Raw genomic sequence first — 19422 nt, forward strand, 5'->3', positions numbered from 1 at the left:
GTGAGCGACCTGCACAGCGGCGTGGCCGCGACCGGGACGGGGGTCCGGTCGCGGCCACGCGCCGTCCTGCCCGCCCTCTGCCTCACGCAGATCACCAGCTGGGGCATCGTCTACTACGCCTTCCTCGTCCTCAACCCGGCCATCACCGCCGACACCGGTTGGAGCGGGGGCGCGACGACCGCGGCGTTCTCCGCCGCCCTCATCGTCTCCGCCGTCGCCGGGGTCTATGTCGGCCGCGTCCTGGACCACCGCGGCCCCCGCACCGTCATGACCGCAGGCTCCGCCCTGGGCGCGCTGAGCCTGCTGGTGATCGCCGCGGCCCCCAACCTGGCCGTCTTCTTCGCCGGATGGATGCTCGCCGGAGCGGCGATGGCCGCCATCCTCTACCAGCCCGCCTTCGCCGCCCTCACCCGCTGGTGGGGGCCCGACCACGTCCGCGCGCTGACCATCGTCACCCTGGCCGGCGGACTCGCCTCCACCGTCTTCGCACCCCTGACCGCGATCCTCGCCGACCACATGTCCTGGCGTGCCACTTACGTGGTGCTCGCCGGCGTCCTCGCGGTGCTGACCGTCCCGGCCCACGCGATCGCGCTGAAGGCCCCCTGGCCGCCGGCCCCGCCGAGCCCGCCGCACGTCACCGGAGGCCACGAGGGCGTGGTGCGCAGCCGGGCGTTCTGGATGCTGGCCGTCACGTTCACCCTGTCGGCGTTCGCGATGTACGCCGTCGTCATCGGCCTCGTCCCCCTCCTGCTCGAACGCGGCTACACCACCACGCAGGCCGCATGGGCCCTCGGCCTCGGCGGCGCCGGCCAGACTCTCGGCCGCACCCTGTACGCGGCTCTCTCCCGCAGCCTCGGCGTCACCGCCCGCACGGTCACCCTGATCGCCCTCGGCGCCCTCACCACTGCAGCCCTCGCAACCGTGGCCGGCCCGTACGCCCTGCTGGTCGCCGTATCCGTCCTCGCTGGGGTGATCCGCGGCAACCTCACCCTCCTTCAGGCCACCGCCGTCACCGACCGCTGGGGCACTACCCATTACGGTCGACTCTCCGGCCTCCTCGGCGCGCCGGCCCACGCAGCCGCCGCCCTCGCTCCATTCGCCGGCGCAGTCCTGGTCGGACCTCTCGGCGGCTACCCCGCGCTGTTCGCGCTGCTGGCCGTCCTTTCCGCCGCTGCTGCGGTCACGGCTTCCGGGGCCCGTACACGGCAGCGCTGACCTGACAGAGCTCGGTTACGAGCGGGTGAGGCCCTCGCTGCGAGCTGGTCCGGATCTTGGTCCGGGGCCCCGGGGTGGTCAGAGGGTGACGGGAAGCGCCTGCGGTGCATGGAGTCGCAGGGATGTCCTCCATTTCAGGTCGCGTTCGGGGACGGCGAGCTTGAGGTGGGTCAGGCGGAGCAGGTGGGTGAAGGCGATGCGGAGCTGGGTGCGGGCGAGAGAGGCGCCGAGGCAGTGGTGGGGGCCGTGACCGAAGGCGAGGTGATGGTTGGGCGTGCGGGTGGGGTCGAAGTGCTGGGGTGCGGGGAAGCGGTGCGGGTCGTGGTGGGCGGTGTCGAGGCTGAGCATGACGGCGTCGCCTGCCCGAACGGTCACGCCCGCGATGGTGAGGTCCTCGCGGGCGTAGCGGGGTGTGGCAGTGGCCGTGGGGGTGGTGAGGCGCACCATCTCTTCCACCGCCGCAGGCAGGAGTTCGGGGTGGTCACGTAGTCGCTGAGTCTGGGCGGGGTGGGTGAGCAGCAAGAGAGTGCCGTGGCTGATGGCGTGGGTGATGTTCTCGATGCCGGCCCACCAGACCTGGAAGGCCAGGGCGGTGAGTTCATCGTCACTGACCGAGTTGTTCGCCTTGCGTGTGCGGGCCCAGCGTGCGAGGAGCCCGCTTCCCCGGTGGTGGTACCGGGCCATGAGGGTGGCGAGTAGGCGGTGGACGCCGTCGACACTGGCGGCGAGTTCCTCGTGCCGGGTGTGGGTGAGCATGGTGTGAGTCCAGCGCGTCAGCGTGGGCCGGTCCGGTGAGGGGACGCCGAGGAGGTCGGCCACGACGGTCAGGGGCAGGGGGAGGGCGAAGTCGGTCACCAGATCGGCGGTTTGCCGTCCGGCGAGGCCCGCCAGCAGGCGCCTGGCGGTGGCCTCCACCTGGTGGTGCAGTGCCTCGCTACGGCGGGCGGTGAAGGCGGGGGTGGCGAAGCGGCGTAACCGGGCATGGTCGGCACCGTCATGGCCCAGCAGGTTGCCGTCCAGCGGACGGGGCAGGTGGAAGCCGCCGTGGGCGTGGGTGGCGTACGCCCTGTTCACGGTCAGGCGGTGATCGACGAGCGCGGCTCGGACATCGTCGTAGCGCGTGACCATCCAGAACGGCGAACCGTCTGCCGCCCGTGCTTTCCGAGGCGGTGCCCAGGAATCTATGGCGGTGGCGGTGGCGGTGGCGGCTGCGTTGGCGAAGGTCCTGTCCACGGCGGGTGCTTCTCCCTCTGGGGTCTCAACGATGCCGGCCGGCGTCCCCGCCCCGTCCCTGCCCGCGCAGGCAGGGGCGCATGTCGAAGAGTGCCGTGCGCAGGACACGACCGGCTCTCCCCTGGCTGCCGTTGCTGCAACACAACGGAGCGCGGACCGGGGCATTGGCGAGCCGGACGTGTCCGGGATCCCGCCGAGGCGGCTGGCGGAGCTGTCGAGGTACGGCGTGGACGGCAAGGAGAGGGATCGACCTGGAGCGCATCGAGCGGCACGGGTAGGAAATGCTGCGGATCACCGGCTCGACCCACACCGCGCGGTGCGGACCCATGACGTGATCCGGATGCTCTCGCGCGACGGCCGGCCGATCGTGCTCGGCGACGCGATCGCGCACCACGGCCGCGCCGGTCAGCCTTAAGAACAGCCGGGTGTCAGCGGTGGGCGTCGCCGGGTGCGAGGAGCCTGGTCACGCCGGCGATCGCTTCCGGGGACGGCTTGAAGCAGCGGCGGACATTTCCCGGCTTCCTGTGCCGGGACCTGGCCCATCGGCATCAGCAAGGACGCACCCTGCTCTCCGAGGTAGGTCAGGCAGGAGTGCCGGTACTCGTGCAGGTCCCAGCCGGTCCCGGGGCCCGTGAAAGCGGTGTGCTGGTCGAGCAGTGCGCGGGCCTGGCAGTAGGCGGGCCGGTCCGGCTTGACCATCACCGCCGAGGGAATGCGGTGGTCCGTTCGGGTGGCAACACGGTGCAGCCGAACACATCGGTCACCTTCAGCGGCACCAATCCGCACAGCGTGATGTTCGGCTGACCGGCCAGGCAGCCTGCCACCGCGTACACCTGCCTTCAACGTCCTTCGGCAGCAGCTCGTGGCCGAGGGCTTCGCAGACGTCCCGAGCCCGTAGCGGGTCGGTCGCGTCGTTGAAGACGGTGAGGATGCGGGGGTAGTCCGGGTGCTCGGGGCCGGTCCGGCGGGGAGTCCCCGAGGGGGCCGAGGTGAACGGCGCCCGCCGGGTCTCGCGAGCTCGACCGGGAGGTGACGCCTGGTTGGGGACCGGATGGGGACCAGCGCCGCCGCGCGCTGGTGCACGGCACGTGCGTTCGTGCACGTTGACCGCCATCGAATAGCGGGACATCTCCTGATTGTGGCCCTGGCGCAGTCATCTGGGGGTCGAGGGGTCGCAGGTTCGAATCCTGTCGTCCCGACTTGGCGGAAACGCAAGTCGGAGGCCGTTCTCTCAACCATGAGAGGGCGGCCCTCACCGTGCCTCGACCCCCTGCGACCGGGCTCGCCGGCGGAGCCGGGCCAGCACGAGGACGAGGGCGGCCGTGGCGCCGTACGCGAGGCTGCCGAGCGCCGGCCGGTAGTCGAAGGCCGGGCCGAGGAGGTAGACGGCGGAGCCCGCGAGTGCGATGCCCAGCCATTCCCAGCGTCCGTCGAGGGCGACGAGTGCGATGAGGAGCAGCGCGTACCAGGAGTAGCCGGGGGTGAGGAGGACGAACGCCCAGCCGGTGACGAGGAGGGCGCCGCTCCAGGGGCGCCGCGGGTCCCCGCGCCACATCACGTACAGGGACACGCCCGCGATGACGGCGACCAGGACGGGGAGGGCCCAGGAGTCGGGCAGGGCCAGGCGCAGGAGCGAGTAGCGGGACCCGGACGAGGGGTCCTCGTAGCCCTCCTCCTCCACGTAGCCGCCGAGGTAGCCGAAGACCGAGTCGTGCGAGAGGAGGAGGTAGGGGAGGTAGGAGAGCAGGACGAAGGCCGTGGCGGGCAGCAGTACGGCGGCCGCGTCGCGCAGGCGCCGGACCCCGGACAGCGCGCCGGGGAGGACGACGGCCGGCATCAGCTTCGTGGCGATGGCGGCGCCGATCAGCACGCCGCCCGACGCCCGCCGCGTCAGGGTGCGCTGGGCGACGAGGCCGAGTCCGGCGACTGCGAGGAGCACGCCCAGGACGTCGATGTGGGCGTTGTTGACGGCCTCGACGGGGACGGCCGGGCACCAGGCCCAGTACGCGGCCTTGCGGAGGTCGTCGCCGCGCCGTCGCAGGATCAGGAGCAGCGTCCCGGTGACGCCGAGGGAGATCAGGGCGGCGCCGGTCTGGAGCGGCTTGTGCCGGGCGCCGGCAGGGGAGAGGCGGTCGACGGCCAGGAAGTACGCCTCGGCGACGGGCGGGTAGATGGTGTGGACGGCGGGCCTGTTGATGCGGGTGCAGTGGCGGGTGCCGCCGGCCGGCGGGACCGGTGCGAGGTCCGGTCCCATACAGGCGGCGCCGGTGGGGAAGAGCCACGGGTCGCGCAGCCGGTCGAGCGCCGGGTCCTGCGGGGCGTGGTCGTACGGGGAGACGCCGGCGGCCTGGACGCGGCCGTCCCAGGCGTAACGGTAGTAGTCGGTGCTGGTCCGCGGCGGTCCCACCAGCCCGGTCACCGTGACGGCGACGGCCCCCGCCACGATCAGCCGTGCGACGAGGCGGGCCGGGACCCGGCGCAGCGCCGGCAAGGCTCCGGCGAAGAGCGCCCAGCAGGCCGCGTACCGCCAGAACAGGCCGACGGGATCACCGGCGGAGCCCCCGTGCCGGAGGGTGAGGACGAGGCCCGTCACGAGAGCGGCGAGAGCGGCGACAGCGGCGAGGGTGGTGACGGTGGTGGTGGCGAGTGCGGTTCGGGGGGTGGCGAGGGTAAGGGGCTTCACCTGCGGAAGCGTTCCAGGAATCGGGCCTCCGGCAGCCGGTGACGCCCTGGCCGTCCGTGTTTCGTAAGGTGTTCCGGCGACCTGCGCGGGGCTCGCGGGGGGTGTGATGGGGGCATGCGTTTCACCCTGCCTCCGGGGCCGCCCGTGACGTTCAAGGCGCGCCTGCACGATGCCCGTACCGCGACCGCGATCGGCCGCTGGCTCGGCCTGGCCATGGTCGTCTGCTTCGCGACCGGTGTACTGAGCCACTACCTCCAGCACCCGCCGGGCCGGCTGGCCGACCGGCTGCCGAGCCGCCCGTACTGGGGCTACCGGCTCACCCAGGGCCTGCACGTGGCGTCCGGGATCGCCGCGATCCCGCTGCTGCTGGCGAAACTGTGGGCGGTCTACCCGCGGTTGTTCGCCTGGCCCCCCGTGCGGTCGGTGCTCCACGCCCTGGAGCGGCTCTCGGTGGCCGTCCTCGTCGCCGCCGGACTGTTCGAGCTGTTCACGGGGCTGCTGAACACCTTCCAGTGGTACCCCTGGCCGTTCGGCTTCGTTCCCGTGCACTACGCGGTCGCCTGGCTCCTGCTGGGCTCGCTGCTTCTGCACGTGGCCGTGCAGTGGCCGGCGATCCGGGACCACTTCACGCTCCGTTCCCCCGGAACCCTGGCCCTGCCCGAGGCCGACGGCCCGGACCGGCGCCGGCTCCTCATCGGTGTCACGGCCGCGGTCGGAGCGGTGACGCTGACGACGGCGGGACAGTCCGTGACCGCGCTCGGCCCGCTGGAGCTGTTCGGCCCGCGCAGCCCCGCCCACGGGGTCCAGGGGCTGCCCGTGAACCGCACGGCCGCCGCGGCGCAGGTCACCCGGGCCTCGCTGGCCGGCTGGCGGCTGACCGTGGCCGGACCGCGTCCCCGCACCCTCACGCTGGACGAGCTGCGCGCCATGCCGCAGTACGAGGTCACCCTGCCCATCGCGTGCGTCGAGGGCTGGAGCAAATCCGCGCACTGGAGCGGAGTAAGGGTGCGCGACCTCCTGGAGCGTGCGGGAGGAGGCCCGGACTCGCGGGCCCGGGTGGTCTCCCTCGAAGCGGCGGGCGCCTACCGGGTGATGGAGATGGGACGGCTCTACGCCCAGGACCCGCTCACGCTGCTGGCACTGCGCCTGAACGGCGAGGTGCTGTCCCTGGACCACGGCTACCCGGCGCGGATCATCGCCCCGAACCGGCCCGGCGTCCTGCAGACCAAGTGGGTCGGCCGGCTGGAGGTCGTGTGACGGGCTTCCGGTACGTGGTGGGCGGAATCGGGCTGGTGCTCGCCGGCTGGGGCGGGTGGATGCTGTTGCAGCAGCCCGAGCCGTGGCGGATCGCCGTCTGGCTCGGGGGAGCGGTCGTGGTGCACGACGGGCTGATCGCTCCCCTCATGATGGCGGTAGCGGCCCTCACCGCCGCGGCGGGTGTGCGGCTGCGCGGCGTACCGCGCGGGGCCCTGATCGTCGCGGGGTCCCTGACCGCCGTCGCCCTTCCTCCGCTCCTGCGTCCCGAGGGCGTGGCGAACCCCACCGTCCTGCCGTTCGACTACGTACGCAACTGGCTGCTCGCGATGGCGGCGGTCGCACTGTCCGCCGTCCTCTGCGCCGGTGTCCGTGCCGTGCTGCGCAGGGTGCGCGGGGTGCGCGGACGGGCCTGACCGGGGTGCCGCGCGAAGAACCGCCGGGCCGGGATCCGCGCTTCTGCGGATCCCGGCCCGGCGGTTCGCCGTGCAGGAGTTCTCAGCGGGTGAGGTGGACGAAGTGCCGGCCCGCCGCCCGCCAGGTGTCGTACGGGGTCCAGCCCGTGGCCTTCGCCTCGGTGTGCAGGGCGCGGGTGCCGAGCCTGGCCCACCAGAAGGAAGCTCCGCGGCCGCCGTTGCCGTCCTCGACGTACACCTCGACGCGTTCGTCGACGTCGGCGGTGGCCACCTCGACCAGCAGGGTGCCGCCCGGCGCGGTCAGTTCGGCGGCCCGGCGCAGGAGGGCGGCGGGGTTGCCGCCGATGCCGATGTTGCCGTCGATGAGGAGGACCGTGCCCCAGCCGCCTTCGCCGGGGAGCGGGTCGAACACCGACCGGCACAGGGCGCTGCCGCCCGCCCGCACGGTGCGGGCCACCGCTTCGGGGGTCACGTCGACGCCGAGTGCCGTGTGTCCGAGCCGGGCGAGGGCCGTGACCAGGCGGCCCGGTCCGCAGCCGATGTCGAGGACGGGCCCGGTACACCGGGCCAGGACGGTGTCGTCGGCCGCGTCGGGCTCGGCGCACCACCGCTCGACGTCGAGGGGCAGCAGCCAGCCGTCGTGGCGGCGGAGGTAGAGCGGGCCCTGGCCGGCGCGCAGCGCGTCGGCGTACGGGTCGGCCTGCCAGGCCCGCGTGGCCGGTCCGGCGAGCCGGGCGGTCAACGCGTCACCGCGCACAGGCCGCAGTACAGGGCGGCGAAGCGCGTCCGCGGTGCGGCCGCGGCGACCCGTGCGGCGTCGGCCGGGGTGTCCACGTCGCACAGCCCGGGCAGGTCCCGTACGGTCAGCCCCGCGCGGGTGAGGCGCCGCCGCTGGACCTCGCCGGTGTGCGCCGCGGACATGGGCACGCCGAGCAGCAGCGCCGGGTCGGGGTCGGCCAGGCCGAGGGCCCAGAACCCTCCGTCGTCGGCGGGCCCGAACCAGGCGTCCGCCTCGCTGAAGTCGAGCCCGGGCGCGAGGAGGCCGGGGGTGACCTGCGGGGTGTCCATGCCGATGAGCAGGGCGGGCCCTGCGGCCAGGGCGAAGGCGCCGGCCAGCCGGGCGTCCAGGCCGCCGGTGCCCTGCGGGACGACCTCGATGCCGTCCGGGATCCAGGGTCCCGGCCGGCCGTCGAGGACCAGGACGCGGCGCCGCGCCGGCGTGGCGAGGACCGCGGCGAGGGTGTCCTGGAGCGAGGCGAGGGCCAGGTCGGCCGCCTGCTGCGGGGTGAACACCGTGGTCAGCCGGGTTTTCACACGGCCCGCGACGGGGGCCTTGGCGATGACGAGGAGGGTGCTCATGCGGAGACCCCCTCCGCCGGTGCGGGCCGGGCCCCCGGTGGCTCGGCCAGCACCCGGCGCATGTCCCGCACCGCGTGCCAGGTACCCAGCCAGGTACCGGTGACCTTGGACTTCCCCGACCTCGGCAGGTAGGGGACGTCCGTCTCGGCCACCCGCCAGCCCGCGTCGGCGGCCCGTACGACCATCTGGAGCGGGTATCCGCTGCGCCGGTCCGTCAGGCCGAGGCCGAGCAGCGCCTCGCGGCGCGCGACCCGCATCGGCCCCAGGTCGTGCAGCCGCAAGCCGGTACGGCGGCGCAGCATCCGGGCCAGGGCGAAGTTCCCGGCCCGGGCGTGCGCGGGCCACGCACCGCGTTCCTGCGGGCGGCGCCGGCCGAGCAGCAGGTCCGTCTCGCCGGCCGCGACCCGTTCGGCCATCGGGGCGAGCAGACCGGGGTCCATGGAGGCGTCGCAGTCGCAGAAGCAGACCAGCTCGGCACGCGCGGCGAGCAGCCCGGCGTGGCAGGCGGCCCCGAAGCCGCGCCGGGACTCGTGCACGACGGTGGCGCCGAGCCCGCGGGCGATCTCCGCCGAGCCGTCGGTGGAGCCGTTGTCGACGACGATGGCCCGCCAGCCGGCCGGCACCCGCGCCAATACCCAGGGCAGGGCCTCCGCCTCGTCGAGGCACGGCAGTACGAGGTCCGCGCGGGGCGGACGCCAATCAGAAGAAGTCACCCTCGACACCGTAGGAACCGGACGGCGGGAAAGGGTGTCCGGAGACCTTACGAAACGCGGACACCGCGCCGCATGGCGGCAGGCCCGGGTCCACACGGGGGTGGTGCGGTGTCACTCTGGAGGCATGGCATCCAGCAACGCAATCGACCGCGGCCCCCTCTCGGGCGACGTCACGGGCCGTGTCCTGGTGGTGGACGACGACCCGACCGTCTCGGAGGTCGTGGCCGGCTATCTGGAGCGGGCGGGGTTCACCGTGCACCGGGCCGCGGACGGCCCCGCGGCGCTGGAAGCCGCTGCCCGGTACCGGCCCGACCTCGTCGTCCTCGACCTGATGCTGCCGGGCATGGACGGCTTGGAGGTCTGCCGCCGGCTGCGGGCGGACCGGAGCGGCATGCGCTCCGTCGCCGTGGTCATGCTCACGGCACGCGGCGACGAGGACGACCGGATCCTGGGCCTCGAAGTGGGTGCGGACGACTACGTGACCAAGCCCTTCAGCCCGCGCGAGCTGGTCCTGCGCGTGCGGTCGGTCCTGCGCCGGGCGTCGGTGGCAGCCCCGGCCGACGAGCCCCGGCTCGCGGCGGCCGGCCTGGAGGCCGACCCCGCCGCCCGCCGGGTGACGCGGGACGGCCTGGAACTCGCGCTCACCCTGCGGGAGTTCGACCTCCTCGTCTACTTCCTCCGGCACCCCGGGCAGGTCTGCGACCGGGAGCGGCTGATGCGCGAGGTCTGGGGCTGGGACTTCGGCGATCTGTCCACCGTCACCGTGCACGTCCGCAGGCTGCGGAGCAAGATCGAGAAGGATCCGGCCGATCCGCAGCTGATCCGCACGGTCTGGGGCGCCGGATACCGCTTCGAGGCGGGCCCGGACCCGTCCGGCCGGGCGACGGCCGGGGCCGGGACCCGGGCGGAGGCCGACCGTGCGTGACCTGCTGCTGATCGCCCTGTACGCCTTCCTCGGCGCGGCGGCCGCCGGTCTGCTCGGCGCCGTCGCGCTGCGGGCACTGCGCCGGCGGAGCGTCGCCGTGTCCCTCGCGGTCGTCGCCGCCGTCGCCGTCTCCGCGATGCTCGCCGGGACCCTCTCCGTGGCCTGGGCGATGTTCCTGTCCTCCCACGACCTCGCCGTGGTGACCACCGTCGTCGCGATGGCCGCCGCCGTGTCGCTGGGCACCGCTCTGCTGCTGGGGCGGCAGGTCGTGCTGCGCTGCCGGGAACTCGTCGGCGCGGCACGCGACTTCGGGGAGGACGGCGCCTTCACGGCGCCCGCCGTGCCGGCCCCCGCCGAACTCGCGGCCCTGAGCCGCGAACTGGCCCTCACCAGCGAACGCCTCGCGGCCTCACGCGAACGCGAGCGGGCACTGGAGACCTCCAGGCGGGAGCTCGTGGCCTGGATCTCGCACGACCTGCGCACTCCGCTGGCCGGGCTGCGCGCGATGTCGGAGGCGCTGGAGGACGGCATCGTGGCCGATCCGGCCCGCTACCACCAGCAGATGCGCGCCGAGGTGGAGCGCCTCAACTCCATGGTCACCGACCTGTTCGAGCTGTCCCGCATCCACGCGGGCGCCCTCGCCCTCAGCCCCACCCGGATGTCCCTCTACGACCTGGTCGGCGATGCGCTCGCGGGCACGGACGCCCTCGCCCGCGAACACGGCGTGCGCCTGGCCGGCGCGGGCGTGGCCCCCCTGCCGGTGGAGGTCGACGGCAAGGAGATGACCCGGGTGCTGTCCAACCTCCTGGTCAACGCCATCCGTCACACCCCGGCCGACGGTACCGTCGCGATCGCCGCCGAGCGCCGTGCGGACGCGGTGGTGCTGTCGGTCACCGACGCCTGTGGAGGCATCCCGGAGGAGGACCTGCCCCGCGTCTTCGACACCGGCTGGAGGGGGTCCCAGGCGCGTACGCCTCCGTCCGGCGCGGGCCTGGGGCTGGCGATCGTCCGGGGCATCGTCGAGGCCCACGCCGGCCGTGCCGACGTCCACAACGTGCCGGGCGGCTGCCGTTTCGAACTGACCCTCCCGGCCCCCGCTTAGGCCGCCCTACGCCAGGCCGCCCTACGCGGGCTCGGTGACGGCGCTCGCCGACGCGCGCTGGTCCGCGCGGGCGAACTCGGCCATTCCGGCCGAGAACCCGACCAGCGGGCGCCAGCCCAGCTCGTCGCGCAGGCGGCTGGAGTCGGCCGTGATGTGCCGTACGTCGCCGAGGCGGAACTCGCCCGTCACCACCGGGGCGGGTCCACCGTGCGCCGAAGCCAGCGCGGTCGCCATCTCCCCCACGGTGTGCGGTTCCCCGCTGCCCGTGTTGTACGCGGTCAGCGTGCCCGCGGCCCGAGTGCCGACCGCGTCCAGTGCCACCGCGTTCGCCGCGGCCACGTCCGCGACGTGGACGAAGTCCCGGCGCTGTGCGCCGTCCTCGAAGACGCGCGGGGCCTCTCCCCGGGCGAGTGAGGAGCGGAAGAAGGAGGCGACCCCGGCGTACGGGGTGTCGCGCGGCATGCCCGGCCCGTACACGTTGTGGTAGCGCAGCGCCACCGCGCGGCCGTCGACGCAGCGGGCCCAGGCCGCGGCCAGGTGCTCCTGCGCCAGCTTCGTGGTGGCGTACACGTTGCGCGGGTCGGCCGGCGCGTCCTCGTCGACCAGGCCCGGAGCCAGCTCGGCCCCGCAGCCGGGACAGCGCGGCTCGAACCGGCCGGCCGTCAGGTCCGCCGTCCGCCGGGGCCCGGGGCGCACCACGCCGTGGCGCGGGCACTCGTACCGGCCCTCGCCGTAGACCACCATCGACCCGGCCAGTACGAGTTCCCGGACCCCCGCCGCTGCCATCTCCGCCAGCAGGACGGCCGTCCCGAGATCGTTGCAGCCGACGTACTCGGGGGCGTCCGCGAAGTCCTTCCCGAGTCCGACCATGGCCGCCTGGTGGCACACGGCGCGGACCCCGCGCAGCGCGGCCCGTACCGCGTCGGCGTCCCGTACGTCGGCCCGGACGAACTCCGCGTCGGGCAGCGGGGGCGTGCCGGGATGGGCGGCGGGCAGCAGGGCGTCGAGGACCACGGGCTCGTGCCCGCGGTCCCTGAGGGCGGTGACGATGTGGGAGCCGATGAACCCGGCCCCTCCGGTGACGAGTACGCGCATACCCGCGACGTTACGCAGCGGGAAACTCCCCGAGGGGCCTCCCACGCCCGCACGTAAGACTTCCGTCACACGCCGCGGCGCCGCGGACGGGGGCGGTCGGCCGGGCCTTCACCTCGCGGCCTTGCGCGCCCGCTCCCGGGCATCCCGTCGCCGAGCCGCCCGGCCCGCGTGCCGGGTCCGGACGAGCAGGGTGACGGCGGAGGCGGTGAAGAGGGCGGCGGTGATCAGCAGCCAGCGGGCGAGGAAGCCGTCCGCCGGGAGCGCGGTGGCCGCGGTGTAGTGGCCGACCTGGCGGAGCACCAGCGGCCACCAGACCAGGAGGAGGACGCCGGCGACGAAGGCGGGTACCCGGACGTAGTTGACGCTCGCCCGGGGCAGCGGACGCGTGGAACCCGTTCCGCGGGCGAAGACCAGCTGGAGCGCCCGGTCGGTCACGGAGTACAGCGGGAGCAGCACCAGATCGTGCAGGAGGGCGGCTCCGACGAACCACACGGCCACACCCGGGGTGTCGCCTTCGAGGAGGCGCAGGCCCGCGTAGAGGGCCAGGGCGAAGGAGGCGAGTACGAGGAGCAGGTGGAGGGGAGGGGCGCCGTAGCGGCGGCGGAAGGCGCTCGCGCCGCTCATCCCGGCTCTCCGAACGTGAGGCGGGTGACCCATTTGGTGTTGTGGACGCCGGGGGCGCCGGCGGCGATGATCCGGGCCGGGTAGCCGTGGTCGGCGGAGAGGACGGCTCCGTTCACGCGCACGGCCAGCAGGGACCGGGGGTCGCGGACCTGGTTGTCGCGCAGTACGGCAGAGGAGAAGGAACCGCCCCGCTGGAGCGAGTTCACCAGGACCTGCGGGGTGTCGGTCCCGAGCCCGACGAGGGCGGCCAGGTCGGTGAGGCGGACCCCGCTCCACTGCTGGTCGGGGGTGGACCAGCCCTCGACGCAGGCGATGGGCAGTGCGGCCTCGTGCTGCGGCATGGCGAGGAGCCGGCCGTAGGTCAGGTCGACCTGCCGGCCCGCCCCGCGCACGGTGAGGCGCCAGGCCGGCCCGATGTCGTCGGCCCGGATGCCGACCGAGCCGGCGGTCTTGTTGATCTGGAAGCCGTTCGGCCCGGAACCGGGGTCTTCGCCGTGCGGTGCGAGGAGCGCGGTCCGCCGGAACCAGCCCCCGATGCTCTGCCCGGCGGTCACCACCAGCAGGGCGAGCGAGCCGGCACCGACCATGGCCAGCGCGCCGCGCCGAGAGATGGTCGGCGCCGACGGACGCGGCGTGACGAGCCCCGCCGCCTCCTCGGTACCGGGTGCCGGATCCCCGGTCCGGGCCCGGACGGCACGCAGGGCCCGGGGCAGCCGGCAGGCGACGTGGACGACGAAGGCGCCGATGAACACCCAGGCCCCGTAGAAGTGCAGGGTGTAGAAGGAGCCCGGGAAGACGTAGTGCAGCTGTACGTTGAGGATGCCGGTGACGAACTCGAAACCGGCCCCGCCCACCAGCAGGAGCAGCGACAGCCGCTCGATGCCGTGACCCGGTGACCGCACCGGGGGCCACTCGAACAGTTTCGGGATCACCGACCACAGCTTCGCCAGCAGCACGGGGACCAGCACCACCCCGAGCGTGACGTGAACGCCCTGCGTGAGGCGGTAGAGCCAGGTCGGCGAGGTCGGCCACGAGAACAGGTAGAAGCCCAGCCACCCCTTGCCGGGAGTCTGGTCGTTGACCCGCGCGAGGTCCGGGTTGTACGCGGCGTACGACAACAGGCCCGTCACGAACAGGATCGTGATGCCGAAGAGCAGGACCAGGCCGAACACCGAGGTCAGCCACGGCCCCCTCAGCGGGCTGCGCCAGAACCCCGGACGCGTCGGCCCCGGCGGCGGCCCCGGGGGCACGGCGGCCGCCCAGGCGGCGCGGATCCGCTCCAGCGGCGTGGACCCGGAATCGCCCGAGGGGGGTCTTGCGGAGCCCGTGTCCTCTTCTTGCGGTTCCCGCTCGCCGTCGCTTGAGTCCACTGGGAAACCTCCGCACGTTCCCGCATGGCGGGCGCATCGACATCAGCCGCTGAGGAGAACATGCCCCAGCGAAAACGCGGCCGGTCAGTGACACGCCAGCCCGAGCACACCGCACCACTCGGAAGCCAGGGCCCGGGCATCCGCCCCGCCGGACAGTGCGGAACAGGACCAAGGGCTCCTTCCTTCAGGACCTTTGCGGGCGGTGGAGGCCCTCGGGCCGCGTGAGGATCGATCCGTTCATGATCGATTCGAACTTCTGGGGTGCCCATGTCGAACGTGCCGGAACCCGGCGGCGGGGGAGAGGACGGCGTACGGGACCCCGCGCCGGTGCCGGTTCCCGCCCCCGCGCCCGCGCGGGTGTCCCCGCCCGTGCCGGTCGCGGTCGTGCGCCCCTACCGGGATCCCCTCGTGCTGGAGCCGCTGTTCCGGGACGAGGAGCACGAGCCCCGGACCCTGGAACAGCCCGTTCTGGGCAGTGGTCCGCCTCCGGGGCCGTCCCGGGGGCAGGCGGCCCCGGGACGCGGTCCGCGACCGGCGGAGCCGGAGGCCCCGTCCCGTCCGGCGGGCGGCGGCCGGCCGCTTCCCGCCGTCCTCGATCCGGGACTCGCCGAGCGACCGGCCCGCGTCTGCTCGGGCTGGTGGGCCCTGACGGTCCTGGTGGCGGCCGCCGCGACGGCCGGCTGGCTGGCCCGGACCCGGGAGCTGCCGACCCGGATCGCACCGGAGTCCTGGCCGACGGCCGCCGTGGCCGGGTGCCTCCTCGCCGCCTTCCTCGCCGTCGCCGGCCTGCGGTGCGGCCGGGCCGGACAGGCCCGTGTGCAGGTCCTGTTCGGCCGCTACCGCGGCACGGTCCGCCGTACCGGCCTCCTGTGGTCCTCGCCCTTCCCCCGGCACCTCAGGGCCGACGTACGGCTGCGGCACTGGCGCAGCGAACCCCTGTCCGTGGTGGACGCGGAGGGCACCGCGCTGCACGCCGTGGTCCTGGTCGTGTGGCGGGTCAAGGACACCGCCCGGGCCCTGCTCGCCGTCGACGACCACCTCGCCTACCTCCGCGAACAGGTCGAGTCGAGCGCCGCCCGCGTCTTCTCGCGGATGCCCGCCGACCCCTTCGACGAGGCCCTCCCCGAGCCCTCCGGGAGCCTGCGCGACGCGGATGCCGTCGGCGACGCGCTCACCCGGGTGCTGGCCGCCGAGTGCCGGGCCGTGGGCATCGAGGTGTTCTCCGTCCGCCCGCTGCAGGTCGCGTACGCCCCTGAAGTGGCCGGGGCCATGCAGCGCCGCCGCGTCGCCGCGATCGACGCCCGCCACCGGGACTCCGTGCTCACCTCCGTCATCGACGCCGTCGACGACGCCGTGCACCGCATGACGGACCGGGGGCTCGTCGGCCTCGACGACTACGAACGCAAGGCGCTCGTGAAGGACTTGACGGTCGCCTTCTACACCTCACGCGGCAGCGCCGCGGACCTCGGCCGCTGAGCCGAGACCATCCCCGCCCCGAAAGGAACCCGCCTTGCCCCTGCGCACCCCTGAATTCACCGAGGAGATCCCGGAGCACTGCGCGTGCCCGGCCTGCGCCCGTACGGCGCCCGGCGCGGCGGCCCCCGCCGGACGGCGGCGCTGCACCGTCCGCGGAGCCGTGGTCGCCGCGGTCGGCGCGGCGGTGCTGACCGGCACCGCGGCCGGCACCGCCTCCGCCGAGCCCGCACCGAGCCACGCCGGCTGGGACGGCTCCAAGTACTGGTACCAGGACGACACGGGCTGGTGGCGCTGGACCTCGCACTACGACAAGTACCTCGCCAGGTCCGGGAAGTCGGGCGGCAGCCAGAAGCAGGCCGGCGGTTCCGGTGGCCCGCGGACCTCGGAACCGGTGTTCCGCGGCCGCCAGGGCTGGGACCCGGTGGACCGGGTGTACTGGTACCAGCGCGGCGGGTCCTGGTGGTGGACCGGCCACAAGGACAAGTACGAGCGCTACACGGGCGGGGGCGGCGCGGCCCGCCCGGCCGACGGCGGTTCCGACGGTTCCGACGGCTCCGGGCGCCCGGGCGGCGCCGGCACGCCCGTCCGGTACGGCACCGAAGCGGCCATCGCCTTCGCGATGAACCACCTGGGCGACCCGTACGTCTGGGGCGGCAACGGGCCGCACGGCTGGGACTGTTCGGGCCTGGTACAGGCCGCGTACCGGAGCGCCGGGATCAGCCTCCCGCGCGTCGCGGACGACCAGTACCGGGCCACCACCCCGATCTCCCGCTCCGAACTGCGCCGCGGCGACCTGGTGTTCTGGTCGGACAACGGCCGGGCCTCCGGGATCCACCACGTCGCGGTCTACCTGGGGGACGGCCGGTACCTGGAGGCCCCCAGGCCCGGCAAGAACGTCCGGATCTCCTCCTTCAGCTCCTACACCCCGAACATGTACGGCCGGATCCGCTAGCGGCCGTGAACGGACGGTGACTACGGTTCCGCCGGCACCGGCGCCGCCTTCTCGACGGGCCTTCCGCTGAACTGTTCGTCACGGTGCGGGGAGCGGGCTACAAGTTCGTCACGGACAGTTGCGGACGGTAGCGGACGGCGGCGGAATACGGCACGGACATTCGGGGAAGGTGCCCCTGCGGGGGACGCGAGCGCCATACGGGCTGAGGTGATCGAGCATGTCGGACTCCGCTCCGTCCCGCCCGGTACGGCGGCACTGCCAGTGCCAGGGAGACGGTGCGCCGGCCCGGGCCCGTGAGGAGGTCCGCCGTCTGGTGGACGAAGCCGGTGCCGAGGGGCGTCCGGTGCCCGCGGAGGTGCGGGACGCCGCGCTGCTCGTCGCCAGCGAGCTGGTGACCAACGCGGTGAAGTACGCCTCCGGCCCGTGCGGGTTCGGCGTCGGCTGGTCGGCCGACGGCCTGGACATCGACGTCACCGACTCCAGCCCCACCCCACCCCGCCGGCGCCCTGCCGACCCGAGCGGAGCGACCGGCGGCTACGGCTGGCCGCTCGTGCGGCGGCTGAGTTCGCAGCTGGACGTCCGGCCGACGCCGGAGGGCGGCAAGACCGTCCACGCCCGCATCCCCCGCCTGCACGGCCCGGGCTGACGCGCCCGGGGCCGGTGGACGGTCAGGGGCGGAAGGGGAACAGGTCACCGGTACCGGTGAGGTCGAGCACCTTCCGTGCCTGGTCGGGAACGCCGGCCAGGGCGAGGGCGCCGCCCTCGGCCCGGGCGCGTTCGCGCAGGCCGAGCAGCACGTTGAGGCCGCTCGGGTCCATGAAGGTGAGGGCCGACAGCTTCAGGACGAGCGTCCGGCCCGCCAGCGGGATCCCGTCGGTGGCCCGGGTCACGCGGGGACAGGCGGCGAGGTCGAGTTCCCCCGCCACCGTCACGGTCACCGCGGCACCGTCCGGGCGCACGGTGACGTCGACGTCGAAGGCGTTCACGGTCGGAATCCGCCGTTCGGATCGGAGCCCATCACGGTCGGCTCCCGAACGGGGCGGAGGAGGCCGTCAAGCGCGCGGCACCGGGCCGCACAAAGCCGAGCGAGACCACCCGCACCTTCCGTCGGCCACGGACGGTGGCCATGTGGTGGCGTGGGGTCTCCCACCAGACCAGGCTGGTCGACGTGCTTCTGCCCCGCCCCGGCGACCCTACGCCTGCGCGGTCAGTCGGGCGGTTCCGGCACCGGCTCCTCGGGGTTGCCGTCCGGGGGGCCGGAAGGGCGGTCCGGGGGGTCCTTCGGCCGCGGGTCGCGGGGGACCGGATCGGGGCCGGACGGGACCGGTTCGGGGCCTTCGGGCGGTGGCGGGGTCGGATGCGTCACGGCACTCACCTCTCCTGCGGCGGACCGGACCCGCGCATGGAGCCGGAGGCCGGGGGCAGGCGCTCCCTGCGGGCGCCCGGCCCCCGGGCGTCCCTTCCCGGCCGTCCTGCTCCGGAGGTGGGTCATGGTTCCGCTCCTTCTCGTCCTGCTGCTGATTCTGCTGCTCTTCGGCGCCGGTTTCGCCGTGAAGCTGCTCTGGTGGATCGCCCTCGTGGTGCTGGTGCTCTGGCTCGTGGGCTTCGCCGCCCGCGGCAGCGGCGGGCGCTGGTACCGGTGGTAGGGCACCGGAGGCCGAGGCCCGGGGGCCCGCCGGACACGGCGGGCCCCCGGGCGTCGCCACCGCCGTCCGGGTGACACCGGGCCGGTCCTCAGGCCTGCGCCGCCCGGTCGAACTCACGCAGCACGGCGGCGCAGAAGACGTCCAGGTCGTCCGGCTCGCGGCTGGTGACCAGCGTGGACGGCCCCGCCCGGCAGACCCGTACCGGCTCGTCCACCCAGGTGCCGCCGGCGTTGCGGATGTCGGTGGCCAGGCTCGGCCACGAGGTCAGGGTCCGGCCGCGTACGACGTCGGCCTCGACGAGGGTCCACGGGGCGTGGCAGATCGCGGCGACCGGCTTGCCCGAGGTGAAGAAGCTCCTGGTGAAGCCGACGGCCCGCTCGACCGTCCGCAGGGCGTCGGGATTGGCCACCCCGCCGGGCAGGACCAGCGCGTCGAAGGCGTCGGAGGTGTCCCCGGCGAGGACGTGGTCGACGGTGAACCGGCCGGCCCTGTCGAAGTGGTCGAACGCCTGCACCTGTCCGGCCTCCGTCGAGACCAGCTGCGGGTTCCAGCCGGCCCCCTGGACCGCCTTCCACGGCGCGGTCAGTTCCACTTCCTCGACGCCTTCGGGCGCGGTCAGAAAGGCGATGCGCACCGAATCCACCTCCTCGTGCTCCGTCCGGATCGGGCGTACCTCACCCGCCTGCCCGGACACGCGCCGCCCAAGCAGCCGCTTCCGCGGGGCGGTGGCCGACGGCCGGCCGCCGGCCGCCGGGGCAGGTTTCAACCGGCCGCGAACGAGCACGCGCCACACGACGGGGGGACCCGATCGAGGAGGAAGAGCCATGTCCCAGTCCGCGGACCGCAGGGAACAGGACGTCGTCGCGGTGATCCTGGAGGACCACCGGACCATGGAGGAGATGTTCCGCCGGATGCGCAGCGTCGAGGACGACCGCGCGGGAGCGCTGGAGGACTTCTCCGCGCTGCTCATCGCCCACGGCGAGGCGGAGGAGGCGGAGGTCTACAGTGCGCTCAAGCGCTTCCGGAACGTCGACGACGAAGAGGTGGAGCACGGCGTGGAGGAGCACGAGGAGGGCAACAAGGCGCTGCTCGCCCTCCTGGAGGTGGACGAAGTCGGCTCCGAGGACTGGGACTCCAAGCTGGAGGACCTGGTGGAGGCCGTCTCCCACCACGTGGACGAGGAGGAGCGGACCATCCTCAACGGCGCCCGCGAGAACGTCCCGGACGAGCGCAGGGCCGAGCTGGGCGCCGCGTTCCTGAAGGAGCGCGAGAGGCAGCTGGAGTCGGACTGCGGCAGCATCGGCAACGTCCGGGCCGTCGTGAACCGGTGAACAGCGGACCGGTGAACCGCGGACCGGT

At 74.1% G+C, this 19422-nt stretch carries 21 protein-coding genes and 2 pseudogenes; 12 read left to right on the forward strand and 11 right to left on the reverse strand.

Features of this window, described 5'->3' with window-relative positions; all coding sequences use genetic code 11:
• Entirely contained in the window at positions 1 to 1215 is a 1215-nt protein-coding gene (locus tag AC07A6_RS20910; protein ID WP_478778055.1) for an MFS transporter, read from the forward strand.
• A gap of 78 nt (positions 1216 to 1293) precedes the next feature.
• Here AC07A6_RS20910 and AC07A6_RS20915 read toward each other — a convergent pair whose 3' ends face one another.
• On the reverse strand, positions 1294 to 2343 hold the full coding sequence (locus AC07A6_RS20915) for a cytochrome P450 (RefSeq protein WP_478778056.1): 1050 nt from the start codon (positions 2341 to 2343) through the stop codon (positions 1294 to 1296).
• 338 nt (positions 2344 to 2681) lie between these two features.
• Between AC07A6_RS20915 and AC07A6_RS20920 the strand changes: the two are divergent.
• Positions 2682 to 2848, forward strand: a pseudogene (locus AC07A6_RS20920) (Tn3 family transposase); the annotation flags it as partial.
• Positions 2849 to 2876: 28 nt separating this feature from the next.
• On the opposite strand, the pseudogene AC07A6_RS20925 reads toward AC07A6_RS20920, so the two are convergent.
• Positions 2877 to 3132, reverse strand: a pseudogene (locus AC07A6_RS20925) (site-specific integrase); the annotation flags it as partial.
• Between AC07A6_RS20925 and AC07A6_RS20930 the strand changes: the two are divergent.
• Positions 3091 to 3252, forward strand: coding sequence for a hypothetical protein (locus AC07A6_RS20930; RefSeq protein ID WP_478778108.1), 162 nt, complete (start codon positions 3091 to 3093; stop codon positions 3250 to 3252). The pseudogene AC07A6_RS20925 and the gene AC07A6_RS20930 sit on opposite strands and share 42 nt — an antisense overlap.
• Positions 3253 to 3700: 448 nt before the next feature.
• Here AC07A6_RS20930 and AC07A6_RS20935 read toward each other — a convergent pair whose 3' ends face one another.
• Positions 3701 to 5131, reverse strand: a complete 1431-nt coding sequence (locus AC07A6_RS20935; protein WP_478778057.1) for a glycosyltransferase 87 family protein — start codon at positions 5129 to 5131, stop codon at positions 3701 to 3703.
• Positions 5132 to 5245: 114 nt separating this feature from the next.
• Between AC07A6_RS20935 and AC07A6_RS20940 the strand changes: the two genes are divergently transcribed.
• Together AC07A6_RS20940 and AC07A6_RS20945 are read left to right on the forward strand one after the other, a co-directional pair.
• Entirely contained in the window at positions 5246 to 6388 is a 1143-nt protein-coding gene (locus AC07A6_RS20940) for a molybdopterin-dependent oxidoreductase (protein ID WP_478778058.1), read from the forward strand.
• Entirely contained in the window at positions 6385 to 6801 is a 417-nt protein-coding gene (locus AC07A6_RS20945; protein ID WP_478778059.1) for a hypothetical protein, read from the forward strand. Before AC07A6_RS20940 ends, AC07A6_RS20945 begins: the two co-directional genes overlap by 4 nt.
• 82 nt (positions 6802 to 6883) lie before the next feature.
• Here the strand turns inward: AC07A6_RS20945 and AC07A6_RS20950 are convergent, their stop codons facing one another.
• The 3 genes from AC07A6_RS20950 to AC07A6_RS20960 are packed head-to-tail and all read right to left on the reverse strand — an operon-like array spanning position 6884 to position 8882.
• Positions 6884 to 7558, reverse strand: a complete 675-nt coding sequence (locus AC07A6_RS20950; RefSeq protein ID WP_386271570.1) for a class I SAM-dependent methyltransferase — start codon at positions 7556 to 7558, stop codon at positions 6884 to 6886.
• On the reverse strand, positions 7540 to 8160 hold the full coding sequence (locus tag AC07A6_RS20955) for a TIGR04282 family arsenosugar biosynthesis glycosyltransferase (RefSeq protein WP_478778060.1): 621 nt from the start codon (positions 8158 to 8160) through the stop codon (positions 7540 to 7542). The genes AC07A6_RS20950 and AC07A6_RS20955 overlap by 19 nt, the downstream gene beginning before the upstream one ends.
• A complete protein-coding gene (locus tag AC07A6_RS20960) occupies positions 8157 to 8882 on the reverse strand; it encodes a glycosyltransferase family 2 protein (RefSeq protein WP_478778061.1) in 726 nt (241 codons plus the stop codon). Before AC07A6_RS20960 ends, AC07A6_RS20955 begins: the two co-directional genes overlap by 4 nt.
• A 115-nt stretch (positions 8883 to 8997) precedes the next feature.
• Here AC07A6_RS20960 and AC07A6_RS20965 point away from each other — a divergent pair, with 115 nt between their 5' ends.
• Together AC07A6_RS20965 and AC07A6_RS20970 are read left to right on the forward strand one after the other, a co-directional pair.
• Positions 8998 to 9798 carry a response regulator transcription factor gene (locus tag AC07A6_RS20965; RefSeq protein ID WP_478778062.1) on the forward strand — a complete coding sequence of 267 codons (801 nt, stop codon included), beginning with the start codon at positions 8998 to 9000 and terminating at the stop codon, positions 9796 to 9798.
• Complete coding sequence (locus tag AC07A6_RS20970) at positions 9791 to 10900, forward strand: sensor histidine kinase (RefSeq protein ID WP_362467299.1); 1110 nt, start codon at positions 9791 to 9793, stop codon at positions 10898 to 10900. Before AC07A6_RS20965 ends, AC07A6_RS20970 begins: the two co-directional genes overlap by 8 nt.
• A gap of 21 nt (positions 10901 to 10921) precedes the next feature.
• On the opposite strand, the gene AC07A6_RS20975 is transcribed toward AC07A6_RS20970, so the two are convergent.
• From AC07A6_RS20975 to AC07A6_RS20985, 3 genes are all read right to left on the reverse strand, one after another.
• The gene (locus AC07A6_RS20975) at positions 10922 to 11995 is read right to left on the reverse strand and encodes an NAD-dependent epimerase/dehydratase family protein (protein WP_478778063.1); all 1074 of its coding nucleotides are present in this window, start codon (positions 11993 to 11995) and stop codon (positions 10922 to 10924) included.
• A 108-nt stretch (positions 11996 to 12103) separates the two neighbouring features.
• Positions 12104 to 12619 (reverse strand): hypothetical protein, encoded by a 516-nt coding sequence (locus AC07A6_RS20980; protein ID WP_478778064.1) that lies wholly within the window; start codon positions 12617 to 12619, stop codon positions 12104 to 12106.
• Entirely contained in the window at positions 12616 to 13869 is a 1254-nt protein-coding gene (locus AC07A6_RS20985; RefSeq protein WP_478778105.1) for a molybdopterin-dependent oxidoreductase, read from the reverse strand. Before AC07A6_RS20985 ends, AC07A6_RS20980 begins: the two co-directional genes overlap by 4 nt.
• A 387-nt stretch (positions 13870 to 14256) precedes the next feature.
• Between AC07A6_RS20985 and AC07A6_RS20990 the strand changes: the two genes are divergently transcribed.
• From AC07A6_RS20990 to AC07A6_RS21000, 3 genes are all read left to right on the forward strand, one after another.
• Entirely contained in the window at positions 14257 to 15465 is a 1209-nt protein-coding gene (locus AC07A6_RS20990) for an SPFH domain-containing protein (protein ID WP_478778065.1), read from the forward strand.
• Between the two features lie 34 nt (positions 15466 to 15499).
• A complete protein-coding gene (locus AC07A6_RS20995; protein WP_478778066.1) occupies positions 15500 to 16417 on the forward strand; it encodes a C40 family peptidase in 918 nt (305 codons plus the stop codon).
• 217 nt (positions 16418 to 16634) lie between these two features.
• Positions 16635 to 17063 carry an ATP-binding protein gene (locus tag AC07A6_RS21000; protein WP_362467304.1) on the forward strand — a complete coding sequence of 143 codons (429 nt, stop codon included), beginning with the start codon at positions 16635 to 16637 and terminating at the stop codon, positions 17061 to 17063.
• A 22-nt stretch (positions 17064 to 17085) separates the two neighbouring features.
• Here the strand turns inward: AC07A6_RS21000 and AC07A6_RS21005 are convergent, their stop codons facing one another.
• Positions 17086 to 17403, reverse strand: coding sequence for an STAS domain-containing protein (locus AC07A6_RS21005; protein ID WP_478778067.1), 318 nt, complete (start codon positions 17401 to 17403; stop codon positions 17086 to 17088).
• Positions 17404 to 17907: 504 nt separating this feature from the next.
• Between AC07A6_RS21005 and AC07A6_RS21010 the strand changes: the two genes are divergently transcribed.
• Positions 17908 to 18063 carry a hydrophobic protein gene (locus AC07A6_RS21010; RefSeq protein WP_478778068.1) on the forward strand — a complete coding sequence of 52 codons (156 nt, stop codon included), beginning with the start codon at positions 17908 to 17910 and terminating at the stop codon, positions 18061 to 18063.
• Positions 18064 to 18151: 88 nt separating this feature from the next.
• On the opposite strand, the gene AC07A6_RS21015 is transcribed toward AC07A6_RS21010, so the two are convergent.
• Positions 18152 to 18697 (reverse strand): type 1 glutamine amidotransferase domain-containing protein, encoded by a 546-nt coding sequence (locus tag AC07A6_RS21015; RefSeq protein ID WP_362467307.1) that lies wholly within the window; start codon positions 18695 to 18697, stop codon positions 18152 to 18154.
• A gap of 190 nt (positions 18698 to 18887) precedes the next feature.
• Between AC07A6_RS21015 and AC07A6_RS21020 the strand changes: the two genes are divergently transcribed.
• On the forward strand, positions 18888 to 19394 hold the full coding sequence (locus AC07A6_RS21020) for a hemerythrin domain-containing protein (protein WP_362467308.1): 507 nt from the start codon (positions 18888 to 18890) through the stop codon (positions 19392 to 19394).
• Positions 19395 to 19422 lie beyond the last annotated feature (28 nt).

The organism is Streptomyces sp. NPDC044002, from assembly GCF_056434525.1.